This is a genomic window from Janibacter melonis, assembly GCF_020567375.1.
In the GTDB taxonomy this organism is placed as follows: Bacteria; Actinomycetota; Actinomycetes; order Actinomycetales; family Dermatophilaceae; genus Marihabitans; species Marihabitans melonis.
The window spans coordinates 629,518-644,353 of the sequence record NZ_JAJBZM010000001.1 but is presented as its reverse complement, the minus strand read 5'-3'; the positions used below and the strand labels follow the sequence as shown (position 1 = coordinate 644,353).

The 14,836-nt window shown below is 75.4% G+C and carries 12 protein-coding genes; 9 read left to right on the top strand and 3 right to left on the bottom strand.

Features of this window, described 5'->3' with window-relative positions; translation table 11 throughout:
* The first annotated feature begins 51 nt into the window (after positions 1-51).
* The 7 genes from LIV55_RS03000 to LIV55_RS02970 all read left to right on the top strand — a co-directional run bounded on the left by LIV55_RS03000 (position 52) and on the right by LIV55_RS02970 (position 9,109).
* A complete protein-coding gene (locus LIV55_RS03000) occupies positions 52-1,551 on the top strand; it encodes a LamG-like jellyroll fold domain-containing protein (protein ID WP_229299134.1) in 1,500 nt (499 codons plus the stop codon).
* 66 nt (positions 1,552-1,617) lie between these two features.
* Positions 1,618-2,247 carry a YgjV family protein gene (locus tag LIV55_RS02995; RefSeq protein ID WP_229299133.1) on the top strand — a complete coding sequence of 210 codons (630 nt, stop codon included), beginning with the start codon at positions 1,618-1,620 and terminating at the stop codon, positions 2,245-2,247.
* Between the two features lie 19 nt (positions 2,248-2,266).
* A complete protein-coding gene (locus LIV55_RS02990; protein ID WP_229299132.1) occupies positions 2,267-3,742 on the top strand; it encodes a gamma-aminobutyraldehyde dehydrogenase in 1,476 nt (491 codons plus the stop codon).
* Positions 3,743-3,752: 10 nt separating this feature from the next.
* The gene (locus tag LIV55_RS02985; RefSeq protein WP_148041603.1) at positions 3,753-4,421 is read left to right on the top strand and encodes a lysoplasmalogenase family protein; all 669 of its coding nucleotides are present in this window, start codon (positions 3,753-3,755) and stop codon (positions 4,419-4,421) included.
* Complete coding sequence (locus LIV55_RS02980) at positions 4,418-5,080, top strand: SanA/YdcF family protein (protein ID WP_191563347.1); 663 nt, start codon at positions 4,418-4,420, stop codon at positions 5,078-5,080. Before LIV55_RS02985 ends, LIV55_RS02980 begins: the two co-directional genes overlap by 4 nt.
* 111 nt (positions 5,081-5,191) lie before the next feature.
* Positions 5,192-8,092, top strand: a complete 2,901-nt coding sequence (leuS, locus tag LIV55_RS02975; protein WP_229299131.1) for a leucine--tRNA ligase — start codon at positions 5,192-5,194, stop codon at positions 8,090-8,092.
* A 171-nt stretch (positions 8,093-8,263) separates the two neighbouring features.
* On the top strand, positions 8,264-9,109 hold the full coding sequence (locus LIV55_RS02970) for a DegV family protein (protein WP_229299130.1): 846 nt from the start codon (positions 8,264-8,266) through the stop codon (positions 9,107-9,109).
* Positions 9,110-9,156: 47 nt separating this feature from the next.
* Here the strand turns inward: LIV55_RS02970 and LIV55_RS02965 are convergent, their stop codons facing one another.
* A complete protein-coding gene (locus LIV55_RS02965; RefSeq protein ID WP_229299129.1) occupies positions 9,157-11,673 on the bottom strand; it encodes a ComEC/Rec2 family competence protein in 2,517 nt (838 codons plus the stop codon).
* Entirely contained in the window at positions 11,670-12,566 is an 897-nt protein-coding gene (locus LIV55_RS02960; protein ID WP_229299128.1) for a ComEA family DNA-binding protein, read from the bottom strand. The genes LIV55_RS02965 and LIV55_RS02960 overlap by 4 nt, the downstream gene beginning before the upstream one ends.
* A 158-nt stretch (positions 12,567-12,724) precedes the next feature.
* On the opposite strand from LIV55_RS02960, the gene LIV55_RS02955 reads away from it, so the two are divergent.
* The gene (locus LIV55_RS02955) at positions 12,725-12,865 is read left to right on the top strand and encodes a DUF8730 family Cys-rich protein (protein ID WP_191563343.1); all 141 of its coding nucleotides are present in this window, start codon (positions 12,725-12,727) and stop codon (positions 12,863-12,865) included.
* Positions 12,866-12,869: 4 nt separating this feature from the next.
* On the opposite strand, the gene LIV55_RS02950 is transcribed toward LIV55_RS02955, so the two are convergent.
* Entirely contained in the window at positions 12,870-13,772 is a 903-nt protein-coding gene (locus LIV55_RS02950; RefSeq protein WP_068274964.1) for a LysR family transcriptional regulator, read from the bottom strand.
* A 160-nt stretch (positions 13,773-13,932) separates the two neighbouring features.
* Here LIV55_RS02950 and LIV55_RS02945 point away from each other — a divergent pair, with 160 nt between their 5' ends.
* Positions 13,933-14,769: an NAD-dependent protein deacetylase gene (locus LIV55_RS02945; protein WP_229299127.1), complete on the top strand. Its 837-nt coding sequence runs from the start codon at positions 13,933-13,935 to the stop codon at positions 14,767-14,769.
* The last annotated feature ends 67 nt before the right edge of the window (positions 14,770-14,836 follow it).

The following is a 14,836-nucleotide window of genomic DNA, read 5'->3' as shown; positions in this document are numbered from 1 at the left end:
GTCTTCGTGCGTCCGGCCGCACGACGACGTCGCCTCGTGGACACTGTGCGCATGCCACGTCGGCGAGCACGCGCTCGCAGCCCCCGCCTCGTCCCCCTCCTGCTCGTCGGTGCGCTCGCCGTGCCGGCTGCCCTCGCCACGCCCGCCGCGGCCGCGCCCGAGACCCGCGCGTCGTCGTCGGCCGCCGCCTCGAGCCCGCGGACGCCGGGATGGGGCGACGGCATGACCGTCGCCGGGCGCAGCTGCCTGGCTGCCACCCGGTGGAAGGAGGTGCTGCGCCCCTCCTCCGCCCAGCGGCTCGCGGTGCGTCTCTCCGACGCCGACGGCGACGCCGTCCGTGCCCGCCTGGAGATCTGGGACGCCTGGCCCCGGCAGCGGGTCTCGGCCCGGACGGTGCCCGGCGGGTCGACGCACGTCGCCAGCGGGTCCACCGTCTCGGCCGGGCTGTCGCCGACGCTCACCGACGGCCAGCACACCGCGCGATGGCGGGTGCAGGACGCGACGGGGGCGTGGTCGGGCTGGTCCCCGGAGTGCCCCTTCACCGTGCTGCGCTCGGCGAGCATCAGCGGGTCGGCGCGCCACGGCTCGGTCGTGCCCGTCCACTCCTCGCAGACGTGGACGATCACGGCGCCTCGCACCGATCGTGAGATCGCCTACCGCTGGCGCGTCAACGGCATCGTCGGCCCGTGGACGACGACGCCCTACCCGGGACGACCGATCACCCTGACGCGTCCTGTCGACGCCTCTCTCGTCGAGCTGCAGGCCCGGGCGGTCGACGCCGCCGGCGTCACGCACCCCGACACCGCGTGGTTCGCGCTGCACGGTCGGCTGAGCGACGTGTCCGCCGCCTACGCCATGCGGCCCGTGCGCACGACGACCGGCTACCGCGTCGACAACGAGGTCGAGGGTGGTCCGGCCCTGACGACCGCCGCCCGCGGCGACGGCAGCGCGCCGGTGGAGCGGGTCGTCCGGCCGGCGCGGGGGGTGCCCACCGACTCGCTCACCGACGCCCTCGCCCCGCGCGCGACGACGGGGGCGCGGGCCCGGACCGGTCTCGACGCCAGCACCGGCTTCACCGTCTCCGCCTGGCTGCGGGCCGCGGGTGCCGACGACCAGACGGCCCTGGTCGTGCCGGTGACGACCGCCGAGGGGGCGGGCACCCTCTCCGTGCGCCGCGACGCCGCGGCCGACCGCTTCGAGGCTGTGCTGCACGGAGCCGGCGGCTCCGAGCTCGCCCGGGTCGTCGACGACGCCCCGGCCCAGCCCTCCCGGGCCGGGCGGTGGTGGTCGGTCGGCATCACCTACCTGCCGGGCGCGACCGGCGGCCCCCAGCTGCGGCTCGACGTCATGCACGAGAGCGACGAGCGGTCGATCGGGTCGACCCTGCGGACGAGCTCGTCGCCCGTCCCGGTGCTGGCCGACGTCGGCGACCTCCTCGTCGGGGCCGGTCACGGCCACGCCGGCTGGGCCGGCCACGTCGACGACGTGCGCACCTGGGACGGCCCAGCGACCCAGGCCCAGGTCGTGAGCGCCGCTGGGTCGTCGTGGTGACCCCCCTTCGCCACGCCTCGCCGCACCTGACCCGGCCGCGGCCGGGCGCCCGCTAGCCTGCGGCCCATGAGCAGCACGGCGCTGGAGGTCATCGGCTGGCTCGGCTCCGCCGTGCTCGTCGTCTCGCTCCTGCAGACCAACCTGCACCGGCTGCGCTGGATCAACCTGCTCGGCTGCCTCGTGCTCATCGGGTACAACGCCGCGGTCGGCGTGTGGCCGATGGTCGGGCTCAACGTCGTCCTGGCCGTCATCAACGTCGTCTACCTCGTGCGGGGCTGGCGGGACCGCCACGACGAGCGGGCCTACCAGGTGCTCCAGGTCGACGGCGACGACGCCTACCTGCGCCACGTCCTGCGCGTCCACGAGGCCGACATCCGCCGCTTCACCCCTGGCTTCGTCCACGACCCCTTCGCCCACGACGCCGCCTACCTCGTGCTCACCGGCGACGAGACCGTCGGCGTCGTCGTCGTGCGCGACGAGGGCGACGGCGTGGCGCAGGTCCTGCTCGACTACGTCACGCTGCGCTACCGCGACCGCAGCCCGGGCGAGGTCGTCTTCGGGCCGCACGGCCCCTTCCGCACCGACGGCTACCGGCTCGTGCGCACGCCCGCCGGCATGGTCGAGCCCTACTACGACCGGCTCGGCTTCGTCCGGGTCGGTGACCACCACGAGCTGACCGTCGGCCCGCCGGGCTGAGGTCGGGCAAGGAGCAGACATGCACCAGATCGTCGACGGCACCCGTCGCCGGGGCTCGGGCGAGCAGATCGACCTCGTCGACCCCTCGACCGGCGAGGTGCTCGACGTCGTCGACCTCGCCTCGCCGCGGGACGTCGACCACGCGGTCGCGGCCGCCCGGAGCGCCTTCGCGACGTGGTCGCGCACGACGCCGGGCGAGCGCTCGGACCTGCTCGCCCGCACCGCGCGGGTGCTCGACGACCGCGCCGAGGAGCTCGCCCAGGCCGAGACGGCCCAGTGCGGCAAGCCGATCCGGCTCTCGCGCGAGTTCGACGTGCCGGGCACCGTCGACAACGTCGCCTTCTTCTCCGGCGCCGCGCGTCACCTCTCGGGCCTGGCGAGCGGCGAGTACAGCCCCGACCACACGTCGGCGATCCGCCGCGAGCCGATCGGCGTCGTCGGCTCGATCGCCCCGTGGAACTACCCGCTGCAGATGGCCGCGTGGAAGGTCCTGCCCGCCATCGCGGCCGGCAACACCATCGTCCTCAAGCCCTCCGAGCTCACCCCGACGACCTCGCTGCTCTTCGCCGAGGCCTTCCTCGAGGCCGGGGTGCCCGCCGGGGTGGTCAACGTCGTCACCGGGCGCGGCGCCGACGCCGGCTCGCACCTGCTGCGGCACCGTGACGTCGACATGGTGTCCTTCACCGGCTCGACCCGGGTCGGGCGCACCGTGCTCGAGGCGGCGGCGACGACCGCGAAGCGGGTCCACCTCGAGCTCGGGGGCAAGGCCCCCTTCGTCGTCCTCGAGGACGCCGACCTCGACGCCGCGATCCACGGCGCCGTCGCCGGGTCCCTCATCAACTCCGGGCAGGACTGCACGGCCGCGACGCGGGCGATCGTCCACGAGAGCCTCCACGACGCCTTCGTCGACGGGGTCGCCGAGCTCTACGAGCGGGTCGTCCTCGGGCCGACCCGGGACGAGGCGACCGACCTCGGATCCCTCGTCTCGGTGGAGCACCGCGACCGCGTGGCGGCGATGGTCGAGCGGGCGAAGGGGTACGCCCGGGTCGTCACCGGGGGAGAGGCCCCGACGTCCGGCGAGCTCGCCCGCGGCGCGTACTACCGGCCGACCCTGGTCACCGGGGCCCCGGCGGACAGCGAGATCGTGCGAGACGAGGTCTTCGGGCCCGTCCTCGCGGTGCTGCCGGCCGCCGACGACGACGAGGCGATCGCGCTGGCCAACGACTCGGTCTACGGGCTCGCGGCGTCGGTGTGGACGCGCGACGTCTACCGCGCCGGGCGGGCGACCCGCGAGATCTCGGCGGGCTGCGTGTGGGTCAACGACCACATCCCGATCATCAGCGAGATGCCGCACGGCGGCTTCCAGCAGTCCGGCTTCGGCAAGGACATGTCGCACTACTCCTTCGAGGAGTACACGCAGGTCAAGCACGTGATGACCGACATCACCGGGGCGGCGCACAAGGAGTGGCACCGCACGATCTTCCGCACGCCGTAGGGTGCGCGCCATGACCCGACCCAGCCGCCGTGCCGCGCTGTGGACGCTCACCGCGGGAGCCGTCGCCGCCGACTGGGTCGCCGTCGCCGCCCGGCACCGCCGCGCCGAGGTCGTCGCCAAGCCGGGCGCGATGCTGGCGCTCGGCTCGGCGGCCCTCGCCTCCGGTCTGCACGAGCGACCGTGGGGCCGCAGCGTGCTCGGCGGGCTGGGGCTCGGCCTCGTCGGCGACGTCGCCCTGCTGCGGGGCGAGCAGCGCGGGTACTTCCTCGGCGGGCTGACGAGCTTCTTGCTCGGCCACCTCGCCTACCTCGACGCGACCCGCCGGATGGGTCTGCACCGCACGGCCTGGGTCCTGCCGGGCGGTCTCGTGCTCGCCGGGTGCCTGTGGTCGAGCCGCGAGGTGCTGCCGGCGCTCGCAGCAGAGGGCGGGCTGCCCGCAGCCGCACCGGTCGCCGCGTACATGGCGGTCATCGGCGCGACGAGCCTGGCCGCGTGGTCGACGCAGGACGTCGTGCTCGGCACCGGCTCGTCGCTCTTCGTGCTCAGCGACACGGTGCTCGCGCGCGACGCCTTCGTCGCGCCCGTGCCGGCCGCCGGGGTCCGCGTCATGGTCCCGTACCTGCTGGCCCAGACCCTCGTCGTCGTCGGGGCCCTGCGCCACGCCCGGGGGCAGCGATGACCCGGCGACGGCTGCTGCTCGCCGCCGGCGGGCTCGTGCTCCTCGTCGCGCTCGTCGTCGGCGGGCCCAACCTCTGGGTGGCCCGCTCGTCCTCCGGGCACCTCTACACCGCGCAGGACGTGCCACGGCACCCCGTCGCGATCGTCCTCGGTGCCGGGCTGGCGCCGGACGGGTCGCCGAGCCCCTTCCTCCAGGCGCGGCTCGACATCGCGGCCGAGCTCGTCCGCGAGGACAAGGTCGAGGTCGTCCTCGTCAGCGGTGACAACCGCAGCCACGACTACGACGAGCCGAGCGCGATGCGCGACTACCTCGTCGACCGCGGGGTCGACCGAGACCGGGTTGTCCTCGACTACGCGGGGCTGGACAGCTACGACACGTGCGTGCGGGCCAAGCGGGTCTTCCAGGTGAGCAGCGCGACGGTCGTCTCGCAGGGCTACCACGTGCCCCGCGTCGTCGCGGTCTGCCGGGCAGTCGGGCTGCCCGTCGACGCCGTCGGCGACGAGACGGCCCGGCGGTGGGGCGGCACGTGGTCGGCCGGTCGCCAGCGCGAGGTGCTCGCGAACGTCAAGGCCGCCGCCGACGTCATCACCCGGCGCGACCCGGTCCTCGGGCCCGTCGAGCCCGGCGTCACCGACGCCCTCGAGCGGGCGCGGGACTGACCCCCCTTCGCCGCTCGTCGTCGTGGGCGCGGCGAAGGGGGCCGGCGCACGGCCGGTACCCTGACATGTCGGGCTCCCGTGCCCGCTGACGATCGCGAGAGACAAGGACCGATGAGCCAGACCCCGCACCGTTACACGGCCGCACTCGCCGACCAGATCGAGCTCTCCTGGCAGGACCGGTGGGAGCGCGAGGGCACCTTCCACGCGGCCAACCCCGCCGGCCCCTGGGCCGACCCGGAGGGCGTCGCCGCCCACCCGGAGGGTCATCTGCTCGTCCTCGACATGTTCCCCTACCCCAGCGGGGCGGGGCTGCACGTCGGCCACCCGCTGGGCTACATCGCCACCGACGTCGTCGCGCGCTACAACCGCATGCTCGGCAAGAACGTCCTGCACTGCCTGGGCTACGACGCCTTCGGGCTGCCGGCCGAGCAGTACGCGGTGCAGACCGGTCAGCACCCGCGCACGACGACCGAGGCGAACATCGCGATCATGGCGCGCCAGCTGCGCCGTCTCGGTCTCGGCCACGACGACCGTCGGGCGATCCGCACGATCGACCCCGACTACTACCGCTGGACGCAGTGGATCTTCCTGCAGATCTTCAACTCCTGGTACGACGCCGACGCCCCGCGCGAGGACGGCGGCACCGGGCGGGCCCGGCCGATCGCCGACCTCGTCGAGGAGTACCGCAGCGGGCGTCGCCCGCTCCCGGCCGACGACGGCCGCGGCTGGGACGACCTCTCGCACGTCGAGCGCGCCGACCTGCTCGACGCCCGGCGTCTCGTGCAGAGCGTCGAGGCCCAGGTCAACTGGTGCCCGGGGCTGGGCACCGTGCTCGCCAACGAGGAGGTCACGAACGAGGGCCGCTCGGACCGCGGCAACTTCCCGGTCTTCAAGCGCAACCTGCGCCAGTGGGTCATGCGGATCACCGAGTACGCCGACCGGCTCGCCGACGACCTCGACGGGGTCGACTGGCCCGAGAAGGTCAAGATCATGCAGCGCAACTGGATCGGGCGCAGCCAGGGCGCGCGGGTGACCTTCCCCGTCGACGGCGCCGCCGGCACCGGGATCGAGGTCTTCACGACCCGGCCCGACACCCTCTTCGGCGCGACCTTCATGGTCCTCGCCCCTGAGCACCCGCTCGTCGACGAGCTCGTCCCCGAGGGCGGCTGGCCCGAGGGCACGCGGGACGCGTGGACCGGGGGAGCGGGCAGCCCCGGCGAGGCGGTGGCCGCCTACCGCGCCCAGGCCGCGGCGAAGACCGATCTCGAGCGCCAGGCCGAGGGCAAGGAGAAGACCGGCGTCTTCACCGGTGGCTGGGCGACCAACCCCGTCACCGGCACGCGCGTGCCCGTCTTCGTCGCCGACTACGTCCTCATGGGCTACGGCACCGGCGCGATCATGGCCGTGCCCGCCCAGGACGAGCGCGACTGGGACTTCGCGACCGCCTTCGAGCTGCCGGTCGTGCGCACCGTGCAGCCCCCGGCCGACCACGACGAGTCGACCGCCTTCACCGGCGATGGCCCGGCCATCAACTCGAGCAACGACGAGATCTCCCTCGACGGGCTCGGCGTCGCCGAGGCCAAGGAGAGCATCACGACCTGGCTCGAGGGCAAGGGCCTGGGCGAGGGCGCGGTCACCTACAAGCTGCGCGACTGGCTCTTCGCCCGTCAGCGCTACTGGGGCGAGCCCTTCCCCGTCCTCTTCGACGAGGACGGCATCGCCTACGGGGTGCCCGAGGACCAGCTCCCCGTCGAGCTGCCGGACGTGCCGGACTACAGCCCGCGCACCTACGACCCCGACGACGCCGGCAGCGAGCCCGAGCCGCCCCTCGCCCGCGACGCCGACTGGGTGAGCGTCGAGCTCGACCTCGGCGACGGGCGCGGCCCGCGCCGCTTCCGCCGCGACACCAACGTCATGCCGCAGTGGGCCGGCTCGTGCTGGTACTACCTGCGCTACCTCGACCCGGCGAACGGCCAGGCCCTCGTCGACCCCGAGAACGAGCGGTACTGGATGGGCCCGCGGCCCGAGCCGGTCGCGGGCGCGCCCGCCGGCACCCGTGACCCCGGTGGCGTCGACCTCTACGTCGGCGGCGTCGAGCACGCGGTGCTGCACCTGCTCTACGCCCGCTTCTGGCACAAGGTGCTCCACGACCTCGGTCACGTCAGCTCCTCGGAGCCCTTCCGCACGTACTTCAGCCAGGGCTACATCCAGGCCGCCGCGTACCGCGACGCCCGGGACCAGCCGGTCGAGGCGCGCGAGGTCGAGGAGGGGCCCGACGGCACCTTCACCTGGCAGGGCCAGCCGGTGACCCGCGAGTTCGGCAAGATCGGCAAGTCGCTGAAGAACATGGTCAGCCCCGATGAGATGTACGAGACGTACGGCGCGGACACCTTCCGGCTCTACGAGATGGGTCTGGGCCCGCTCGAGCAGAGCAAGCCGTGGGACACCCGTGCCGTCGTCGGCCCGCAGCGCTTCCTGCAGCGGCTGTGGCGCAACGTCGTCGACGAGGAGAGCGGCGAGGTCACCGTCGTCGACGCCCCGCTGGACGACGCGACCGCGGCCGTCCTGCACCGCACGATCGACGCGGTGCGCGCCGACTACGCGGGGCTGGGCTTCAACACCGCGATCGCCCGGCTCACCGAGCTCAACAACGCGCTGACGAAGATCGAGGGCGGTGTGCCCCGCGAGGCGGCCGAGGCGATCGTGCTCATGGTCGCCCCGCTCGCGCCGCACATCGCCGAGGAGCTGTGGTCGCGCCTGGGTCACGAGGGCTCGCTCGCCCACGAGGCCTTCCCGCAGGCCGACCCGTCGCGCCTCGTCGAGGAGACCGTCACCTGCGTCGTGCAGGTGCGCGGCAAGGTCAAGGACCGTCTCGAGGTGCCCAGCGACATCGGCGAGGACGAGCTGCGCGAGCTGGCGCTCGCCAGCCCGAAGGTCGCGAGCCTGATCGAAGGGGGTGTGCGTACCGTCGTCGTGCGCGCCCCGAAGCTCGTCAACGTCGTGCCGGCCTGAGCCGATGACCCCGGTCGCCGGGGGGGCCCCCCCCCCCCCCCCGCCGGGGGGGGGGGGGGGGGGGGGGCCGGGGGGGCCGCCGCCCGGGGGGGGCGGGGGGGGGGGCCCCCCCCGGGCGCCCGGCCGTCTTGCGCGCCCCGAAGCTCGTCAACGTCGGGCGGGCCGGCCCCGATGCCCCCGGTCGCCGTCGTCACCGACTCCACCGCCGTCCTGGCGGGTCGTGGGTCGGTGACGACGGTGCCGCTCCAGGTCGTCGTCGACGGGGTGTCGCACACCGACGGCACGCTCGCCCCCGGGCTCCTCGCGCAGTCGATGCGCCGGCGCTCGCCGGTCTCGACGTCGCGGCCCACCCCCCACGTCTTCCTCGAGGCCTACGAGCGGCTCGTCGAGCAGGGGGCCGACGCGATCGTGTCGGTGCACCTCTCCTCGGCGCTGTCGGGGACCGTCGACGCGGCGGCGAGCGCCGCCGTCGACTCGCCCGTGCCCGTGCGTGTCGTCGACACCCAGACCATCGCCCGTCCGCTGGGGGTGGCGGCCGAGGAGGCCGCCGTCCTCGCCGCGGCGGGCGCCGACCTCGACGCGTGCGAGGCGGCGGCCCGCCGGGTCACCGCGGCCAGCGAGGTCGTCGTCTACGTCGACACCCTCGAGCACCTGCGCCGCGGCGGGCGGATCGGGGGCGCCCAGGCGCTGCTCGGGTCCGCGCTGGCGATCAAGCCGATCCTCGAGGTCCGTGACGGCGCGGTCCAGCCGCTGGAGCGCGTGCGCACCGCGGGGCGGGCACTGGGCCGGCTCGAGGCGATCTGCCTCGAGCGGGCGGGGCGCATCCGGGCGAGCGGGGCGACGCTCGACGTCGCCGTGCACCACCTCGACGCCGACGAGCGGGCCCAGACGCTGTGCGATCACCTCGCGGCGTCGCTCGAGGAGCAGCCCCGCGTCGTCGAGCTCGGCGCGGTCATCGGCGCGCACGTCGGGCCGGGCACCGTCGCGGTGACCCTCGCCCCCCGCTTCGAGAGCTGATCTCGCGGTCGGGAGGTCGCGGCGGGCTCTCGCTCGCGGTCCTGCCCTCACGGGAGCGAGGCCACCGCTGCGCCGTCGCCGTCGGGCACGACGACGAGCAGGCCGTCGACGTCGGTGCGCCAGACCCGCGTGCCGGTGCGGGCGAGGAGCGCGAGCAGGGGCGGGGCGGGGTGGCCGTAGTCGTTGTCCGCACCGACGCTGATGAGGGCGTCCGGTGCGGCCACGGCCGCCATGAGGTCCTCGTCGACGTTCGCCGAGCCGTGGTGGGCGACCTTGAGGACGTCGACGTCGGCCACCGCTGCGGACATCACGGGGTCTCGGCGCAGCGCGAGGAGGATCGCGTGCCCGGCCTCGCGCTCGATGTCGCCGAGCAGCAGCACGTCGACCTCGCCGATCCGCAGTCGCAGCACCAGCGAGGCGTTGTTGGGCACCGAGCCCTCGGTGATCCGGCGGGCCGGCCACCACACGCTGCCGGTCACCGGGCCGAGGCTCAGCCGGTCGCCGGCGACGACCTCGCTCACGGCGATGCCGCGGCGCCGTGCCTCCGCCCGCACCTCGCGGTCCGCGTCCTCGGGGTCGCGCACCGGCGACACGAGCAGCCGCTGGGTGGGCCGGTCGTCGAGCGCGCCGGTGAGACCGCCGACGTGGTCGGCGTGCAGGTGGGTCAGCACGACCGCGTCCAGCCGGCGCACGCCGAGCCGGGACAGGCAGCTGTCGACCGCGGCGGGGTCCGGGCCGACGTCGACGAGCACCGCGCGACCCGGCCCGGTGGCGAGGACCAGCGCGTCGCCCTGGCCGACGTCGCAGGCCGCCATCACCCAGTCGTCCGGCACGTCGACGAGCACCCGCCGGGGGACGGCGGCGCTGGCGAGGACGAGGACGACGCAGCACGCGAGCACCGGCGCCGCGCGGGCCCGGTGGCCGAGGTAGGGCGCGGCGAGGAGCCCGAGCACGGTGAGGCCGGCGAGCAGGAGCGCCCCCGGGGTGCCGTCCGGCCAGTCGACGGATCCTCCGGGCACGTCCGCGCTGACCCGGGCGACGCGGGCGATGCCCAGCGCCGGCAGGCCGGCCAGCCAGGCGGGCCACGACGCGAGGCTCGGGGAGAGCAGCGCGACGAGTGCGGTGAGGACGCCGGCGACCGTCGTCGGGGCGACGAGCGGGGCGGCGACGAGGTTGGCGAGCACGCTCACCGTGCTCACCGAGCCCTGGAGGAGGACGACGACCGGGGCGCACGCGAGATGCGCGGCGACGGGGATGGCGACGGCCGGGCCGACGACGTGCAGGCGCCGGGGGAGCCGGGCGTTGATCGCCCGCGCCCACGGCCGCACGAAGAGCAGGAGGCCGAGCGTCGCGAGCGTCGACAGCGCGAAGCCGTAGCTGCGGGCGAGCCACGGGTCGAGCAGGAGGAGGACGACGACCGCGGCGGACAGCGCCGGCGCGCCCGCGCCACGGCGCGACGCGCTCATGCCGAGCAGCGCGACGAGACCCATCGTCGCGGCACGCACGACGCTGGGCTCCGGACGGGCCAGCACGACGAACCATGCCAGTGCGAGAGCCGCCACCCACGGCCGGGCTCGTCGGGGGCAGCCGGCGAGGCGGCAGGCGCCGAGCACCGCGGCGAGGACGATCGCGACGTTGCTCCCGCTCACGGCCGACAGGTGCGACATCCCGGTGACGAGCATGTCGTCGGTGAGGTCGGGCGGGGTGGCGCTCGTGTCGCCGATGACGAGGGCGGGCACGAGCCCGCGTGCGTCGGCGGGCAGGTGGTCGGTCGCCTCGCGCAGCCGTGAGCGCATGTGGTCGGCGGCGGCGAGCAGCGGCCCTCGCTCGCCGACCTCGGGCGGTCCGCGGGGCCGGAGCACGGCGACGGTCGGCTCGTCGGGGCGGCCGGGCACGAGCGTGCCGGCGACGCGGATCTCGTCGTGCCAGCGCAGGTCGCGCCAGGCCGGGTCCGACGAGCGCACGACGACGGGGGCGTGCAGACGCCGGACCTGCCCGCGCACGCTCGTCTGGGTCAGCCGCACGCGTAGCATCACCGCGGGCTCCTCGGACCCGTGGCCCCGCACGAGCACCGGCTCGCCGAGGACGACGGCCGTGCCCGTCACGGACACGCGCTGCTCGGCCAGCTCGACGACCCCGCCGACCCGAGAGCGCGTGTCGTGCGCCGCGGAGGCGAGCAGGCAGGCCGCGCTCGTCAGGCACGACAGGCCCAGGAGCGCAGCGAGCCCGGAGCGCCAGGACGCTGGGCGGGTGCCGGACGAGCCGCGCACGGCCTGGCGTCGCATCGCCTGGTGTCCCGCGTCGTCGTGTCGCGCTGTCGGGCGGTGTGCGATCGGGCGGTGTGCGATCGGGCGGTGTGCGGGCGAGCGGGACGCGAGGACGACGCCACCGAGGAGGAGGCATGCGAGCGCGCACCCGACCCGCACCGGCACCGGCACACCCAGGGCGCCGACCGTGACGGCCCAGGCGGCGAGAGCGGGCACGAGCAGACGCAGGTCGACCCGGTCGGGCGCCCTCACCGGCGCGGTGCTCGTCGGCTCCCGCCGCGCCGGCCCGGGGCTCACACGGTGACCTTCGGGCTGATCTGGGCGTAGAGCTTCTCGCCGATGCCCGAGACCTCGTCGAGCTCCTCGACGGTGGTGAAGCCGCCGTTCGTCGTGCGCCACTCGACGATCCGTGCGGCGAGGACGGGTCCGACGCCGGGCAGGGTCTCCAGCGTGGCCTGGTCGGCGGTGTTGAGGTCGACCGGCGCCGACGGGGCCGCGGTGCCCGCCGGTCCGCCCGGAGCAGCAGCCGGTGCCGTGGGTCCGGCGGGTGCGGGGACCCCTCCGGCAACGGGGGTGGCGCCCCCTTCGCGCGGGACGACCACCTGCTCGCCGTCGACGACCGGTCGGGCGAGGTTGACCTGGGCGAGATCGGCACCCTCGCGCACGCCCCCGGCGCCCTTGATCGCCTCCTCGACGCGGGCGCCTGCGGGCACGGTGACCACCCCCGGGCTGCGCACCCGTCCCACGACGTGCACGTACACCTCCGCCGCCGGCGTGGCTCGAGCCGGTGCGGTGCCGCTGGGCACCGGCTCGGTGCCGACGCCCGTCTCGAAGCCGGAGCGGTCACCGGTCGCCACCACGGCCGGACCGCCCGACGTGGCCGGTGCGGCCTGCGGCAGCGCGTCGCGCTGGGCGAGGTGCAGCCGGACCCCGAGCACCGTGACGGCGACCGCGAGCAGCAGGGCCACCCCGACGACCGCGCGGGGACGGACCCGCCACCGGGCCGTCGCGATGCTCGACGGCAGGGTCAGCGGCCGGGGCGGCTGGGGCACCGGCCCGTCTCGCGTCCCCTCGTCGGGGAGATCGGGGCCGAGGTCGGGGTCGCCGTCCACGGGGTCGGTGGCGCGGGCGTCCTCGACGCCGTCGAGGATGCGTCGCAGGCGCTCGCTGGGCTCGTCCGGTCTGCGCATGGCGCGACGTTACGAACGCCGGGGGCTCGCAGCAGGCCACCACGGCAGGCTGTGGACGGCGGACCGCGCCGAGGGGCCCCTGTGGGTGAGGGGGACGAGACCCGCGGGGGCTACCCTCGCGGTGACATCAGTCCCGATCGAGCAGGAGCGTGATCCTCATGTGCCGACCCGTCCCGTGCGAGATCTGCGGCAAGACGACCTGGGCCGGCTGCGGCGAGCACGTCGACCAGGTGCGCGCGCAGGTCCCCGACGAGCAGTGGTGCGACGGCCAGCACGCCGAGGCCGGCGCGAGCAGCTAGGCCCTCAGCGGGCCGCGGCGTCGACGAGAGCGGTGACCGCGGCCTGCACGGCCGGCACGCGCTGGAGGTCCTCGGTCGTCACGACGTGGATGTGGCGCCGGGTCGGCGGGTTGAGCGGGCGCACGACGACGTCGTCGTTGGCCGTGGCCTCGCGGATGATGTCGGGGATGAGCGCGACGCCCAGCCCCGCGGCGACGAAGCCCTGCACCGCGACGTAGTCCTCGGTCTCGAAGGCGACGCGTGGGGCGAAGCCCGCGTCGTGCGAGATCTGCAGCAGGTGACCGCGACATCGCGGGCAGCCCGCGATCCACTCCTCCTCCGAGAGGTCGGAGAGGTCGACCCGCTCCTCCTCGGCGAGGCGGTGCCCCTTCGGCAGCGCGATGCCCACCTCCTCGGTGAGGAGGGGGTGGACGACGAAGCCCTCGAGGTCCTCGCCCCGCCCGAGGTCGGTGCCGTCGTAGCTGAAGGCGACCGCGAGGTCGCAGTCGCCGCCGCGCAGCGCCGCGAGCGACTCGGGCGGCTCGGCCTCGGTGAAGGTGACCTTGACGTCCGGGTGCGCGCGGCGCACCGCGGCGAGGGCGCGGGGCACGAGGGTGACCGACGAGCTCGGGAAGGCCATCAGCCGGACCCGACCGGCGCGCAGGCCGGCGATGGCTGCCACCTCTTCCTCGGCGGCGTCGAGCGCGGCGAGGACCGGTCCGGCGTGCCGGGCGAGCACCTCGCCCGCCTCGGTGAGGCGCACCGAGCGACCGACCTTCTCGACGAGCACCGTGCCGGTGCGCTGCTCGAGACGGCGCACCATCTGCGAGACCGCCGGCTGGGAGTACCCGAGCGCGAGCGCGGCGGCGGTGAAGCTGCCCTCGTCAGCGATGGCGCGCATCACCCGCAGCCCTGCAGCGTCGATCATGCGGTCACGATAGCCGCAGCCCCGGCGCGCTCCGAGCGGCGCCGGGAGCCTCGCGCGCAGGACGGGCGGGCGGGACCGGACGAAGGGGTGCCCACCACCACCGGGTGGGGGCACCCCCTTCGCCCGCCGTGCACGCGAGGTCCGGGCGGATACTGGTGCGGTGAGCACCCCCGAGACCTTCCGCGAGATCGCCGACGTGCTGAGCCGCGGGCCGGCGCTGGCCCTCACCGGCGCGGGGATGTCGACCGACTCGGGGATCCCCGACTACCGCGGTCCGGACGGCACGCGCCGGGTGACGCCGATGCACCTGTCGGAGTTCGTCGGCAGCAGCGCCGCCCGGCGGCGCTACTGGGCGCGCAGCTACGTGGGGTGGCGCCGCTTCAGCGCGGCCCGGCCCAACCGCGCCCACGAGCTCGTCACGCACCTGCAGGAGCGCGGTCAGGTCGGCAGCGTCATCACCCAGAACGTCGACGGCCTGCACCAGGCGGCCGGCAGCACCGGTGTCGTCGAGCTGCACGGGAGCCTGGCCGAGGTGGTCTGCCTCGCGTGCGGCGCCCGGGAGGCCCGGGCCGCGCTCGACGAGCGGATGGCGCAGCGCAACCCCGGCTTCGACGCGGACAGCGACGAGATCCGACCCGACGGCGACGTGCGCCTCGAGGAGGTCGAGGTCGAGGCCTTCGAGGCGCCGCTCTGCCTCGTGTGCGGGTCGGACATGCTCAAGCCCGACGTCGTCTTCTTCGGCGGCTCGGTCGACAAGCCGCTCGTCGAGCACTGCTTCGCGCTCACGGAGGCGGCGCCGAGCCTGCTCGTGCTCGGGTCGAGCCTGCAGGTGATGTCCGGCCTGCGCTTCGTGCGGCGGGCCGCCAAGCTCGGCACGCCGGTCGTCATCATCACGAGGGGACGCACGCGCGGTGACGACCTCGCGACCCACCGGGTCGACGGCTCGCTCGACACGAGCCTGGACGCGCTGGTCCGCGCCAGCGCACAGGTCGGCTGACCGGCCCCGCCACGCTGGACGGGCCCGCCCCGTGCAGGGGCGGGCCCGTCCGGCCGGGGCGGCGCGC

Coding starts and splice junctions, on each gene's coding strand:
- LIV55_RS03000 (WP_229299134.1), top strand. CDS start 52: ATGCCACGTCGGCGAGCACGCGCTCGCAGCCCCCGCCTCGTCCCCCTC.
- LIV55_RS02995 (WP_229299133.1), top strand. CDS start 1,618: ATGAGCAGCACGGCGCTGGAGGTCATCGGCTGGCTCGGCTCCGCCGTG.
- LIV55_RS02990 (WP_229299132.1), top strand. CDS start 2,267: ATGCACCAGATCGTCGACGGCACCCGTCGCCGGGGCTCGGGCGAGCAG.
- LIV55_RS02985 (WP_148041603.1), top strand. CDS start 3,753: ATGACCCGACCCAGCCGCCGTGCCGCGCTGTGGACGCTCACCGCGGGA.
- LIV55_RS02980 (WP_191563347.1), top strand. CDS start 4,418: ATGACCCGGCGACGGCTGCTGCTCGCCGCCGGCGGGCTCGTGCTCCTC.
- leuS (WP_229299131.1), top strand. CDS start 5,192: ATGAGCCAGACCCCGCACCGTTACACGGCCGCACTCGCCGACCAGATC.
- LIV55_RS02970 (WP_229299130.1), top strand. CDS start 8,264: ATGCCCCCGGTCGCCGTCGTCACCGACTCCACCGCCGTCCTGGCGGGT.
- LIV55_RS02960 (WP_229299128.1), bottom strand. CDS start 12,566: ATGCGCAGACCGGACGAGCCCAGCGAGCGCCTGCGACGCATCCTCGAC.
- LIV55_RS02955 (WP_191563343.1), top strand. CDS start 12,725: ATGTGCCGACCCGTCCCGTGCGAGATCTGCGGCAAGACGACCTGGGCC.
- LIV55_RS02950 (WP_068274964.1), bottom strand. CDS start 13,772: ATGATCGACGCTGCAGGGCTGCGGGTGATGCGCGCCATCGCTGACGAG.